We start from the raw sequence: 13,265 nt of genomic DNA on the forward strand, positions 1-13,265 counted from the left end.
ACAGCCATCCACGAAAGGACGGTGACCACCGCCCTTTCGAGAGGTCTTTCTCACGATTGCCTTATGAAGTTTCTACCACGCACCTGTCCCCTACTAACATCTTCGCCTACTCTTATTTTCCGGACATCATTCCCGGGTAACATCCACCGGCACGACACCACAACAGGTCTTTTCGTCCACCGGAGAACAGAGAACCTGGTGGGGCCTATGTGAAAACGGAGGATAAGAGTGACCGCTTCACAGGGGGGATTTCCCGACCGCTCCAGGAACAGGTTCCCGGAGGTGTGGGGGAGGGTCCCACCGCGTCACAAGAACTTCACCGGCCGGGCCGAGCAGCTCAACGAACTCCGGGCCGGACTGATGAACCAGGTGACCGCGGTGGTCCCGACCCCCGAGCCGATCGTCCCCAGGACCCTGCACGGGTACGGCGGTGTCGGGAAGACGCTCATGGCGGTGGAGTACGCCCACCGCTTCCGTGAGGAGTACGACCTGGTCTGGTGGATCATGGCCGACCAGCCCGGCCTGGTCCGCTCCGCCCTGGCCCACCTGGCCCCGCACCTCAACCTCCCCGGCCCCGCGGTCACCGGCGTGGAGGACGCCGCCAACGGGGTCCTGGAGGCGCTGCGACGCGGCGATCCGTACTCGCGGTGGCTGCTGGTCTTCGACAACGCCGACGAGCCCGAGGAGCTCAACGACGTCATCCCCCAGGGTCCGGGCCACGTCCTGATCACCACGCGCAACCACCGTTGGGGCGGGGTGGCCGAGACCGTGCCGGTGAACGTCTTCTCCGAACGCGAGAGCGTCGAATTCCTCACCAGACGCATCCCTCGGGGCATCACGACCGAGGAGGCCGCCGAACTGGCCGAGGCCCTGGGCCACCTGCCTTTGGCCCTGGAACAGGCGGGGGCGCTCCAGGCCGAGACCGGCATGTCGGTCCAGGAGTACCTGGGGCTGCTCTCCGAACGCACCGGCCCCCTACTGCGCGAGGGCAAACCCCCCGAGTACCCCCAGCCCATGACGGCCGCCTGGCAGTTGTCGGTGGCCAAGCTCCAGGAGAACCTGCCCGAGGCGATGGACCTCCTGCGCTGCTGTGCCTTCTTCGGCCCCGAACCGATCCCCCGCGACCTCTTCTTCCCCGTGGAGGAGGGCCACGTACGCCCCGAGATGGCCGAGCTGATGGCCGACCCCATCCGGCTGAGCAAGGCCATCGGGCAGCTCGGCCGCTACGCCCTGGTCCGGCTCGACAACACCAACCGCACCATCCAGGTGCACCGACTGATCCAGGCCCTGGTCCGCGAGGAACTGGACGACTGCACCCAGGAGACGATCCGCGTCGAGGTGTGGTCGCTGCTCAGCGCCGCCGCCCCCACCAGCTTCACCGACTCCGCCGCGCAGGCCCGCTACCTGGAACTGCTCTCGCACATGCGTCCGGCCCGGGTCGCCGAGTCCGACCTCTCCGAGGTCCGCGAGTTCGGGCTGAACATGCTCAACTTCCTGTACAACTCGGGCAACTACGAGACCGCGAGCCGCTACGCCCGCAACTTCATCGAGAGGTGGACCGCCGATTCCGGCCGCGCCGACCCCTACGTCCTGCGCGCCCAGGCCAAGTACGCCAACCGATTGCGGGACCTGGGCCGTTTCTCGGAGGCCCGGGACATCAACCGGGCGATCCTGCCCCTGATGAACGACATCCTGGGCCCCGACCATCCGGACACCCTGGCCGTGCTCTCCGGGCGGGGCGCCGACTACCGCTCCCACGGGGACTTCTGGAAGGCCCGTGAACACGACGAGGAGGTACTGAACCGGTACGAGGACGCCTTCGGCCCCAACGACGCCGCCACCCTGCGCGCCCTGAACAACCTGGCGTTGGACCACGCGCTGACCAGCGACTTCACCACCGCCCAGAAGGAACACGAACGCGCCTACATGCTGTTCAAACGCAGCGGCCCCGTGGGCGGCTCGCCCGCCCTGCTGTCGTACTGGAACGGCATGGCCCAGGCGGTGCGCCTGGCCGGCGACTTCACCGAGGCCTGCGACCTGGGCGAGGACGCCCTGGCCTACGGACGCGAGCAATTGGGCGTGGACGACCCTCGTACCCTGCGCGCCCAGGTGGACCTGTCGATCGCCCGCCGCCTGTCCGGTGAGGTCGACGAGGCGCTCGAACTCGGCCAGGACGCCCATTCCCGTTACCTGCGCCTGTACGGCATCAACCACCCCAGCACCCTGGCCGCGGCGATGTGCCTGGCCAATCTGTGGCGGGCCACCGGCGAACTGGCCGGGGCGCTGGAGTTGGCCGAGGACACCGACCAGCGCTATGCCCAGGCCTACGGCCACGACCATCCCTACAAGCACGGCTGCACCAGCAACGTGGCCCTCCTGTATCGGCTGATGGGCGACCCCGTGCGGTCCCGATCGATGAACGAGTCGGCGCTGGCCGCCCTGGAGGCGCGCCTGGGCCGCGATCACCACTACACGTTGGCGGCCGCCACCAACCTGGCGGGCGACCTGGCCGCCCTCGGCGAGATCGACAACGCCGTCCGTCTGGGGCGGGGCACCCTGCGCCGCTTCCGCTCCCTGGTGGGCGAGGACCATCCGAGCGCCCTGGCCTGCGCCTCGAACCTGGCCCTGGACCTGCGCTCCGCGCGGGACACGGTCGCGGCCAAGGAACTGGCCGAACGGACGCACACGGCCTACGTGCGCACCCTGGGGCGCGAGCACGGTTTCACCAGTGCCTGTGAGGAGGGCCGACGGCTCGTCTCCGACTTCGACCCGCCCCTGCTGTAGAACACCGGGCCGGCCCGTCCCCCGGCCCGGTCGCCCTCTTATCGGAGCGCCCCGTGCCGTAGGGCTCCGTTGCGCGCCCGCCACCGGTCGAGGTGGCGGCGGGCCGTCTCCCGCGCGGCCCGCTCCGCCTCGACCGGAACCGGTTCCTCCAGCCATTCCCTCAGGGTGAGCCCGGTCCGGGCCAGGAACCGTTCCCCCTCGGCGGTGAGCCTGCCCGAGCCGGCCAGGACACGGGCGGCGTCGGACGTGGAACGTCGCCAGTGCGCGAAGTCCGCGTGGGCCCGGCGCGCCTCCTCCCCTCGGACCGTGTGGCGATGCCTGCCCCAGAACCCGGCCACGCCCAGATGGGCGTACACCCCCTGCAACAGTCCGTCGGCGGGACGGGGGTCGGGGCGCCAGGGCGCGTAGAAACGGGCGCCGTCCTCGGGGAGGGTGAGGTCGACCAGGTCGAGCAGAGCGGTGAGCTTGGCGTGCTGGACCTCGTGCGCGAAGGTGAGCGCGAACGGCACCGGCCCCGTCGGGGTGGACAGCCCCAGGTTGCCGAAGGCGTGCTGGGCGGTGGCGCTGGTGTGCGTTCCGTTCCCGGGGGTGGTGATCGGTGTGAGGGTGAGGACCAGGGCGGCGACCTCCTCCGCCACCTCTTCGTGGTACTCCACCAAGAGCTCCCAGGCCCCTTCCAGGGCCCGGCGCCACGTCACCGTCTCACCAGGAGAGAGTCTTCGGGCCGGCAGGTCGGTTCCGGGCAGCCGGTCGGGATCCTGGTCGTCCAGGTAGAGCTCGACCCGACGGCCGCGGTGGCACGCTTCGAGGCGGCGTAGCGCCTGCCAGCCGGGGGCGTCCTCGTGCGGATCCTCGGGGACCTCCACCTCCAGGCCGCCCGGTCTCCGCAGGAGCGCCCGCCCAGCGCCGATCTCGCACCACGCGCCTCGTGCCCCCTCCCCCACCAGGGCGCGTCCCAGTGAGGGCAGGGGCGCCGTGGGGCCGTCCAGGGGCACCCGCAGTCGGGCGTCGATCCGTGCGCGCAGGGCCGCGGCGGCGGCGAGCGCGGACAGGGTTCCGAGCCGGGGAGGCCCGGGAAGATGACCGCCCAGGGAGAGCAGCGTACGGCGTGCCCACACCCCCACGGTGGGGTGACGCAGGACCCCGGTCACCGGTTCCGGGGCGTGTTCCTGGGCCCGGGCCAGGAGTTCGTAGGCCTCTCGGACACGTGCGGCCTCGGGATGGCGACCCTCCAGGGTCGCGTCCACGACGCGGCGGAGCAGGAGCAGGTGCTTGCCGTACTGTGCGGCGCGCAGGTGGGCGATGGCCTCGTGACCGCCACCGCCCCGGGCCAACGCGTCGAACAGGGGGTCGGGGACCGGTCCGGGCATCTACTGTCCCTTCCTGATCCGGGCCACGTCGGCGGCCACGGTCCGTTGGATGTGGGCGATCAGGTGGTAGAGGTCGGCGCAGTACACCGAGGGGTTGAGGAAACCGCTTCCGGAGGCGTAGCGGTGCGGGTAGAGCCCTCCTCCACAGACCCGGGAGAGCGGGCAGGCGGTGCAGGTGGGGCTCAGGGCCCGGGCACCGATCTGTCGGGCGGCCACCGATGGCAGGTAGAGGGCGTCGTCGAAGGGGTGGGTGAAGGTGTGCAGAGGGGTGCGGGTCGCGCCCTCGAAGGCCGACTTGAGGCTGTCGACCTGTTCGATGGAGCCGTCGGTCTCCACCACCACCAGGGCGGCCGGGGAGAGTCCGACGCTCTCGGTGCGCGAGGATCCGCCCAGCACCAGGCGGATGATCTCGTTGAACATGCGGATGTTGGTCTCGCGTTCGGGCGCTCCGTACCAACGGTCGAACACGGCGGCCATCCAGGCCCCGTAACGGGGTTCGGTCGGCGACCAGCCCGGCGGTGGCTCGTCCCAGTTCCCGTGCGGCAGGAGGAAGTCCACCCCGGGTGGGCCGTAGTCCAGGAGATGCTCGTAGGTGGTGACCGGGTCCGATTCCAGGTCGATCGTGGCGAGCAGTCCGGCCAGCAGGTGTCCGTGTCGGGCGTTGAGGCGTTCGATCCCCGCCCGGACCTCGGCGTGGGTTCCCCGACCGTTGGCGCGGGTGCGGTGGCGGTCGTGATCGGCGGGCGCGCCGTCGATGCTGACGCCGACACGGATCCCGAACTCCTCGAACAGGTCGAGGAAGTGGGGGTCGATGAGCACGCCGTTGGTCTGCATGCGCAGGTGGACCTCCACGTCGGGCTCGCAGGCCTTGCGCAGTGACTGCGCGGTGTGGCGCAGGTGCTCCACCCCCACCAGGAGGGGTTCGCCGCCGTGGAGGACGATGTCCACCCGGTCCCGGCCGTGGGCGCGGGCGTGTTCGGCGATGCGTTCGGCGACCCGCTCGACCGTGACCCTGGCCATCCGTCGGGGCTGGGAGCGCCAACTCTGGTCGGCCATCTCGTACATGTAGCAGTAGTCGCAGGCCAGATTGCAGCGGCTGTGGATCTTGAGAATGAACTCTCTAAAGGGCGTGGGACGCCATCCCTCTCCGAGGAGCCGTTCGACGTCCAGCTCCTCGGGCCATTCAGGGCGCCTTTCCGGTACGGGGCTCCTTGCCACGCCACCGACCTCCTGGGGTGAGAGCACACGCGAAATACGATCGAGGATCGCCTTTAACGGAATACGTACTCTTCTGAGGTAACGACAAACCTCACCCATGGGTAGTCCACCCCCGCCTTCCGGTACCGGCGAACTGTCCCGAAGGTCCGAGCCCCCCGGGAGATGGAGGTGAGAGGCTCTTGTGAAGTCACTTTCCCCGCCACGCGACCGAACACGACGAAGGTCCGAAAAGTGGCCGGATTCGGCCACTGAAACAAGGATTGACCATGCCCAAAACGAGGTAATCGTTACCCTCTACGCAAATGTGTTTTCCTTCGTTCACATCACCTTTTATCAGCATTTCTTCCAGGCTCACACGCCGACCCCAGACCACTCGAGAGAACACCTCGGGCGGTTTCGATGTTCACCCCCACGAAGACAGGCGAGGGGGCTACTCTGATGCCGTTTCAGCCCCCTCATCACGTTCGGTGACCAGATCATGACCGACCGGCTCATCTCCGCCATCTCCGACTGCCTCGACTGGGCGCGCGCCGCCCGGAACCCCGCCCCGGTCGAGACCGAGGCCCTCGTCCTTCTCCTCGGTGTCCACCGGGACCGCGGAGCGCCCGACCCCGCCGACTGGACCCTCGACGACGTCCTCGAGGTCGCCGAGGCGATCCGCCGCCGCGAACGACCGCCCCACGGGTTCCGCGACACCTGGCTGTCCTGGTGCGACCACCTGGTCTCCACCGGCAGGCTGATCTCGACCGAGAGCCCCCGACGGCTACGCGCCCTGATCGAGACGGTCGATCTGGACCCGATCGACCCGACCACCCCGGTGGAGGAGCCCGCGTTCGAGGTCGCCGCCCCACTCCTGGATCGCCTCGGCCACGGAGAGGTCGACGCCGACCCGATCCGCCCGCACCTGCCCGCGCCCCCACGCGACCTGGACGCCCTCGCCGAGGACTGCCCCCTCCTGTGCCGCGCGGCCCGCCTCGCGGACTGGGTCGCCCCCTACCGACTGTTGCGCCCGGGCACCGAACACGACGCGCTGAACAACGACGACGTGGTCGAGGCCGCCGAGACCCTGGACGTGGCCCCCGAAGAGATCGGCCCCGTGTTCGGTGTCGCCCGCGCCGCCGGCCTGCTGCGCACCACCTACCTGCACATCCTCCCCGGGTCCGCGGCCCGGGCCTGGTCCCGGAGGCACCCAGGCGCCGCCGCCGACGCCTGGGCCGACGCGCTCTTCACCATGACGGCCCTGCCCGGCCCCACCCCCTTCCTCCTCCTCGGCGAACTCTTCCTGACCGGACGGGCCCGCTCCATCGCCGACCTCGCTCACATCGGTGCGGGCGAGGACGACCCGGCCGGGCACGTCCACCGGTCCCTGGAGGCTCTCTCACGACTGGGAGCGGTGGAGGAGACCGCCCCGGGGCGCTACCGGATCACGGCCTTGGGCGACCACTGCGTCGACCGCCGACTGCGGGTCTCCGGGATCGACCTCCCCCGGATCCCGCCGGTCTCCGACCTGACCGCCGGCGAACTGCTGGATCTGGCGGCGCGGGTCCGCCCGATCGACGTGGAGGGCCTGATGGACCGCTGGCTGGCGGTCCGTCGACCCATGGGCGCCGCCCACGACCTACTCGCGGCCGGTCTCCCGCCGGCCGGAGGCGACCCGGAGGCCTTCGTTCGAGCCGTGGACGCCCGCCCCTGGGCCGACACGGTGCTGGCGCTGGTCGCCGAGGGCGCGCTCGCCCCGGACACCGCGCTCGTCCGCTGAACCCTCCCGACCCCGTCCGGCCGTCCCGCCTCAGGCGGCCGGGCCCCTCTCCCGCGCCCGCCTCCGAACCCCACGACACACCGGACTAGGGTGGTACGCGTTTCCCTTCGCCCTCGTCGAAAGGCCCCCCATGAACCGCAGTGTCCTGATCACCGGTGCCGCCAGAGGTCTCGGACGGGCGATCGCCCTCGCCTTCGCACAGGCCGGAGACCGGGTGGCCGTGCACTACGGCTCCAGCCGCTCCGAGGCCGAGGAGCTTCTGGGACTTCTGCCCGGGAAGGACCACACACTGATCGAGGCCGACCTGCGGGACCCCGACGCCCCGCCCGCCCTCGTCGCGACCGCGGTGGAACGGCTCGGTGGCGTCGACGTCCTGGTGAACAACGCGGCGGTGAACCTCCCCCACCCGGTCGCCGACACCTCCTTCGAGGAGTGGTCCCGCGTCTGGCGGGAGACCGTGGACGTCAACATCCTGGGCGCCGCCCACCTGTCCCATCAGGCGGCCCGCAACATGATCGAACGGGGCGTGCGGGGCCGTATCGTCAACATCGGCTCGCGCGGCGCCTTCAAGGGGGAGCCCGACCACCCGGCCTACGGGGCGAGCAAGGCCGCCCTGCACTCACTGGGCCAGTCGTTGGCCGTCTCCCTGGCCCCGCACGGTATCGCGGTGGCCTCGATCGCCCCGGGGTTCATCGCCACCGAACGCGTGGCCCACCGGATCACCGACGAGGTCCTCGCTCAGAGCCCCTTCGGCCGTGTGGCCACGCCCGAGGAGATCGCGGCGGCCGTGCTGCACCTGGCCTCGCCGGAGGCCGAGTGGGCCTCCGGCTCCGTGCTGGACCTGAACGGCGCCTCGTACCTGCACTGAGTCGGGCCGACTCCGGAGAAACACTTCCGGGATTCCGGGAATCGGACCCTGGAGTCCCGGATTCCCCCTGTCGGAATCCGGGATCCCTCCTCCTCGGGTCCGGTTCCCACCACGCCCGAAACCCCTCTTTCGGCGATCTCATCCCGTGATGTCGACAAAACAGCCACACGGGTCCACGAACGGGCTGTACAAGGGAGACAACGAAGTTCGAGAATCCAGAACCCGGGGGCCCAGATGTCTTCCCACCGTTCGGACGCGTCGGCCCACCGGCGATTCACGGCCCGACCGGTCTCCCTGCGTCCCCCGCGGGAACTGGCCCGCTCGGCTCTGCTCAGCCCCCTGTTGGGCACCGCGCTGCGGCTCGCCCGCTGGTGCGGCCCGGTCACCCGCGTCGACGTCCAAGGGCTCCCCGACCTGAACGACACCCGGGCGGCGATCCGCGAGTTCGGGCTCTGGCCCCGACATCTACGGCGGGAGGAGCACCACCGCGACCTCTGGCTGCGGCGGCTCGCCTCCCCGAAACAGGCCTCCCGCTTCCTGCACCCCTGGCGTACGGCCCTACGCCTGGGGCTGGTCGAGTGCGAGACCGCCCAGGCCCGCCCCGCCCCCGACCTGGACAGGTGGTCCGGTTCCACCGACCAGGTCCTGCGCTGGTGGACCCTCAGTTTCCAGGAGTGCGTGGAACGTTCGCTACGAGGCGTCGCCGACGTCGAACCCGACACCGCGCTGAGTCGGCTCTACGAGGCCCCCGACGGGGCACGGGTCCCTCTGGGACGGATGACCCACGAGGTCACGACCGCCCAGGAGGAGGCCTATCTACCGGTGCACCGCCCCGGCCGCAACCTCGGCCGCCTGGCCCGAGGGGTGCTCCAGCTCCGGGACACCGGGGCGGTGACCGTGATCCGGGACGGTCGGCCGGGGGCCGGCCCCGAGGAACACGGTCCGGAACGGATCTGGGTGGAGTTGACCGACCTCGGACGCTACGGGGTCCGACAGATCCTGCTCGCGCGCCGATGTCCGGCTCCACTGATCGAGGACTTCGTCCGTCTGGAGGCCGACCGCTTCCTGGACGCGCTGGCGACCTTCTCCCCCGACGGTCAGCTCCTCGCCCTCACCTCGTGGCTGGACACGCGCTCACCCGAGAACGCCCTCCGGGAGATCGTCGCGGTGGCCGCCGGACCCGGGCGGGCGCTGCGCCGTTGGAACGCCGCGCTCGCGCTGGGCACCGTCAGCTCCCGGATCGAACCGTCCCTGCGCCGTCTGCTCGAACATCCGGATCCGACCGTGGCCGGGATGGCCTCGGTGGTCCTGTTGTCCTCGCACATGCTCTCGGAGGTCGAGCGGGAGGAGTTGAGCGTCGCCTTCGGCCACTGGACCGCCATCGACGTGTTCGCCGCGGCCACCGCCATGGGTGAGACGGGCCTGAAGTCCTTCCTCGCCTCCGAGGCCGCCGAGGGGATCGACCGGCGCCTGTTCGACGACGTGGGGCGTCTCTGGAACCCCGAGCATCCGGACACGCGCGAGGTCCTGAGGATGCTGGGCCGCCACCATCCCGATCCGTGGGTGGCCGCACGGGCCCGAGCCGCCCAGGCACAGGCCCCCGCCTCCTGAGACGCCCGTGGGGCGTGCCGTCGACGGCACGCCCCACGGCGAAGGAGTGGTCCGGATCAGGCGACCGGATCCTGTTCCCGGGCCCCGGGCGCGGGCTCGGCCCCGGACTCGGCCTTGGCACGCCTGCGCCGCAGCACCACCAGGCCGAAGAAGAGCGCCGCCGCCATCGTGACCGCCATGATGCCCAGGAAGCCCCAGGGGCCCACGAGCGGGCTGACCATCAGCGGAATCGCCGCGGCGGTGACCAGACCACCGCCGAAGAACGGCTCGAAGATCAGCTGCTTGTAGCCGAAGGCCGGATAGGCGGGGGTCCTGGCCTCCGGGTCGACCACGCGCATCAGCACCATGCCCGTGGCGGTGACGCCCAGGGACTGGCCGAACTCTCCGATGCCGCGCTCGAACCAGTAGTTCGGCATGATGCGCGGCGCCAGCACGAGGAAGGTGAACAGGCACCACAGGATGCCGCCGACCGACAGGACGAGGAACGCCACGAAGTTGTCGGCGATGGCCTGGAGCGACAGGGTCGCCATGGCCGCGATGATCAGGACGTCCAGCGACATGCCCTGGATCCGCTCGACCGAACGCTCGTCCACGATGTGGTTCTTGTCGAGACGGTCGATGAAGATCTGGACGATGATGCCGCCGATCATGGCCAGCGGGAACAGCGGCACGAAGGCCATGATCTCGATGGTGTCGGCCCACAGCATCCGCTCCGTCCACTGGAGACCGGACAGGAGGAGCTGGCCGATGATGATCGCGAGCGCGACCAGACCGAAGTGGAGGGTGAGCGGGTCCATCGAGGAGGGGTGCACGGTCATGGTCGAGCCGTGGGTGCGCTTCTCGTGCTCGATGAGACCGGCCTGCTCACGGTCGGTCCCGCGGTTGGAGGCGTCCAGCTCCGAGGTCTTGCCACGGCGCGCGCCCCAGTTGATGAGGACGATGCCGATGATGATCCCGGAGAGCAGACCGACGGTGGCCATGCCCAGGGCGAGGTCCTGACCCTCCCCCCAGCCGACCTGTTCGAAGGTGTTGCCCAGACCCGCGGCGGTACCGTGGCCGCCGAGGAAGCCGATCTCGATGAGCGCCCCGGAGACCACCGGAACGTTCAGGAAGGGCACCAGGATCAGCAGGGCCAGCAGGATGCCGATCACGTACTGGCCGCTGGCCACGGTGATGCCGAAGGCCAGGTTGGGACCGGCCAGGTCGACGGCGTCGCGCATCTTCGGCAGTCGCTTACCGAGGAAGAGGCTGGCGAAGACCACCGAGATGAGCAGACCGGGAAGCGCCGACCAGACCGACATGATGTCGACACCGAAGAGACCCCCCTCCGCGGCCCGCTCGGCGAACCCGACCGCGATACCGCGATCGGCGAGCAGACCCATGAGGCGACCGAAGATGTCGGGGCCGAACAGCAACGCGATGCCGCCGCCGATGATCGAGCTCGGCAGGTAGAGCTTCTGGGTCAACTTCCACTTGACCCGGACGAGCTTGGAGATCAGCAGCAACACCCCCAGAAGGAGGAGTGCGAGGCCAACGGTGTCAGGGGACATATCCACCTCTCAGTACGGCCCGAAGGGCACAGGGCAAACGTGTGCCCCCGGGTCCGGGAACACGGCCGTGCGAAGCCGTGGCGTACTCAGGGGCTGAGGCTGGGAGGTAAATCGCGCGGGAACGTGGTCCACGTAACGCGATCGCTCGGGGAATCCTACACACGGTGACGTAGTGGTAAAAACGACGTTCGCCCCACCCCATCGGGTCGTGACCGACAGGTGATCTCGTGTCCGGAAGACCCAGGTCATGAGCGGGGAGGGCACCGGGACGCGAAAAGCCCCCTGAAGAGCCCTTCACCTCGGATCCGGCTTCGCGGCGCCTCGCCTCGCTACCCACTTCGAGCCGTTCCACACCGGACGTTTCCACACGGTGACGGTGAGGATCATCATGTGATCGGTTCATCCCGTCTCGAACGGCCGGGCGATCCGCGCCCGTACCGACCCCCTCGCCACGATCACCCCCGGTCCGACCACGGGGAACCCGCGCGGAAAGCGCCCGGCGAAGGCCTTTCCGGCACGTCGACACCGTTCCCGGGTTCGTACCGATCTGCGCGAAACCACCCCACCGCACCTCCTCGGAGCGGTAATAAGAGGTGTCCTCACTCCACCCACGACCCGAACGTTAGAAACCGGGACCGGACATGCCCTCTCACGAACCGTCGCGCCCGGGACACCCGCCCCTGTCAGCCAGGCCCGTGTCACTGTTGCCCAACGACGTCCTCGCCCGCATGGCGCTGGACTCCCCCCTCCTGTGCGACGCCCTCAGCCTGGCCCGGTGGAGCGCCCCCGCCACCCCGGTCACCACCGGAGGCGTCCCAGGCATCGACGACGCCCGAACCGCCATCTCCCGCTTCTCCCTCTGGCCCAACGACCTGCTCGGCCGACCGGCCGACCGCGTCACCTGGCTCGGCGGCCTGAACTCGGCCGCCGACGTCGCGCACTTCGTCGTCCCCTGGTCGGCGGCGCTGCGGCTGGGACTGGTCCGTATCGACGACTCCCTCGCCCGCCCCGCACCCGACCTGGAACACCAGGTACGCGATTCCGAACGGGTGCTCGGCTGGTGGTTCCAGGAGTTCGAACGCACCATCGCCCAGGCCCGAGGCGACCTCGCACGCCCCGAATCACCCGCACCCGGCACGACCGGGCCCGAACTGCTCCCGGGGGTCCTGCGCTTCCTCTACGAGGCCCCCGACGGCCACCGCCCCGACCTCGACACCCTCTCCGAGGAGACCCTGTCCAGACCCCTGCCCGCCGGACCGCCCGGCGGGACCCCCGAGACGGCCCGACTACTCCTGCACGTCCTGTGGCAGCTCTCCGACACCGGCGCGGTGCTCTTGGACCACCGTCCCTCCACCGCCCCCGACGAGGACCGGCACGGTCGGTGCACCGTCGAGCTCACCGCTCTGGGCCGCTACGGGGTGCGCCGGATGCTGCTGGAGGTGGGGGTGCACGCCCCCATCGTCGACACCCTCGCGGAGGCCTGCGCCTCCCGCTTCCTCGACGCCCTGGCCGTCCTGCCCTATGAGGAACGGCTGCGCGAGGTCGCGCCCTGGCTGGACCGCCGGGGACCGGCCGAGGCCCTCCGCCAGATCGCCGCCGTGGTCCGCGGGCCCGGATTGGCGCTCCGCCGTTGGGTGGGCACACAGGTCCTCAACACCACCAGCTCCGACATCGAACCGCAGCTACGCGCCATGCTGTGCTCGCCCCGCCCCACCGACTCCAGCATGGCGGCGGTGGTCCTGCTCTCCTCGGGCATGCTCAATCAGCGCGGTATCGACCACCTGCTGGCCGCCCACGGGCCCTGGGTGGTGATCGACATGGTCGCCGCCGCGATGGCGCCCGACGACTCCGACCTGTCCGCCTTCCTCTCCTCCAAGGGCTCCCCCGACGTGGAACGGATGCTCCTGACCGACCCCGACCCGCTGGTCATAGGAGCCCACCCCGACGCCCTCCCCGTCCTGGAGGCGCTGGCCCGGCACCACCCCGACCACGACACCGCGGCCAGGTCGAGGCTGCTGGCGATCCTCCTGCGCGAGGGCAACTGAGAAGGGCGGGCCCTGAACCGCCCCGCCCACCTCGCCCCTCCCCCTCGGACGGGGCCGCCG

The 13,265-nt window shown here is 70.3% G+C and carries 8 protein-coding genes; 5 read left to right on the forward strand and 3 right to left on the reverse strand.

What is annotated here, in order from left to right; translation table 11 throughout:
• Positions 1-228 precede the first annotated feature (228 nt).
• Positions 229-2,784 carry an FxSxx-COOH system tetratricopeptide repeat protein gene (gene fxsT / locus U9J66_RS24625; RefSeq protein WP_026125218.1) on the forward strand — a complete coding sequence of 852 codons (2,556 nt, stop codon included), beginning with the start codon at positions 229-231 and terminating at the stop codon, positions 2,782-2,784.
• Between the two features lie 38 nt (positions 2,785-2,822).
• On the opposite strand, the gene U9J66_RS24630 is transcribed toward fxsT, so the two are convergent.
• Both U9J66_RS24630 and U9J66_RS24635 read right to left on the reverse strand, forming a co-directional pair.
• Positions 2,823-4,154 (reverse strand): HEXXH motif domain-containing protein, encoded by a 1,332-nt coding sequence (locus U9J66_RS24630; RefSeq protein WP_161110028.1) that lies wholly within the window; start codon positions 4,152-4,154, stop codon positions 2,823-2,825.
• Positions 4,155-5,324: an FxsB family cyclophane-forming radical SAM/SPASM peptide maturase gene (locus U9J66_RS24635; protein WP_026125217.1), complete on the reverse strand. Its 1,170-nt coding sequence runs from the start codon at positions 5,322-5,324 to the stop codon at positions 4,155-4,157.
• Between the two features lie 526 nt (positions 5,325-5,850).
• Between U9J66_RS24635 and U9J66_RS24640 the strand changes: the two genes are divergently transcribed.
• From U9J66_RS24640 to U9J66_RS24650, 3 genes are all read left to right on the forward strand, one after another.
• Complete coding sequence (locus U9J66_RS24640) at positions 5,851-7,131, forward strand: hypothetical protein (RefSeq protein ID WP_326338903.1); 1,281 nt, start codon at positions 5,851-5,853, stop codon at positions 7,129-7,131.
• Between the two features lie 130 nt (positions 7,132-7,261).
• On the forward strand, positions 7,262-7,999 hold the full coding sequence (locus U9J66_RS24645) for an SDR family NAD(P)-dependent oxidoreductase (protein WP_017535745.1): 738 nt from the start codon (positions 7,262-7,264) through the stop codon (positions 7,997-7,999).
• Between the two features lie 234 nt (positions 8,000-8,233).
• Entirely contained in the window at positions 8,234-9,610 is a 1,377-nt protein-coding gene (locus tag U9J66_RS24650) for a hypothetical protein (protein WP_161110030.1), read from the forward strand.
• A 56-nt stretch (positions 9,611-9,666) separates the two neighbouring features.
• Here the strand turns inward: U9J66_RS24650 and U9J66_RS24655 are convergent, their stop codons facing one another.
• A complete protein-coding gene (locus U9J66_RS24655) occupies positions 9,667-11,160 on the reverse strand; it encodes a sodium/glutamate symporter (RefSeq protein ID WP_017535743.1) in 1,494 nt (497 codons plus the stop codon).
• Positions 11,161-11,855: 695 nt separating this feature from the next.
• Between U9J66_RS24655 and U9J66_RS24660 the strand changes: the two genes are divergently transcribed.
• Positions 11,856-13,205: a hypothetical protein gene (locus tag U9J66_RS24660; RefSeq protein ID WP_326338906.1), complete on the forward strand. Its 1,350-nt coding sequence runs from the start codon at positions 11,856-11,858 to the stop codon at positions 13,203-13,205.
• Positions 13,206-13,265: the final 60 nt, after the last annotated feature.

Source organism: Nocardiopsis sp. LDBS1602, assembly GCF_035818715.1.
Lineage (GTDB): Bacteria > Actinomycetota > Actinomycetes > Streptosporangiales > Streptosporangiaceae > Nocardiopsis > Nocardiopsis alba.

Excerpts from the sequence above, each read along its gene's own strand:
- U9J66_RS24640 (WP_326338903.1), top strand. The coding sequence starts at position 5,851 with ATGACCGACCGGCTCATCTCCGCCATCTCCGACTGCCTCGACTGGGCG.
- U9J66_RS24645 (WP_017535745.1), top strand. The coding sequence starts at position 7,262 with ATGAACCGCAGTGTCCTGATCACCGGTGCCGCCAGAGGTCTCGGACGG.
- U9J66_RS24630 (WP_161110028.1), bottom strand. The coding sequence starts at position 4,154 with ATGCCCGGACCGGTCCCCGACCCCCTGTTCGACGCGTTGGCCCGGGGC.
- U9J66_RS24655 (WP_017535743.1), bottom strand. The coding sequence starts at position 11,160 with ATGTCCCCTGACACCGTTGGCCTCGCACTCCTCCTTCTGGGGGTGTTG.
- U9J66_RS24650 (WP_161110030.1), top strand. The coding sequence starts at position 8,234 with ATGTCTTCCCACCGTTCGGACGCGTCGGCCCACCGGCGATTCACGGCC.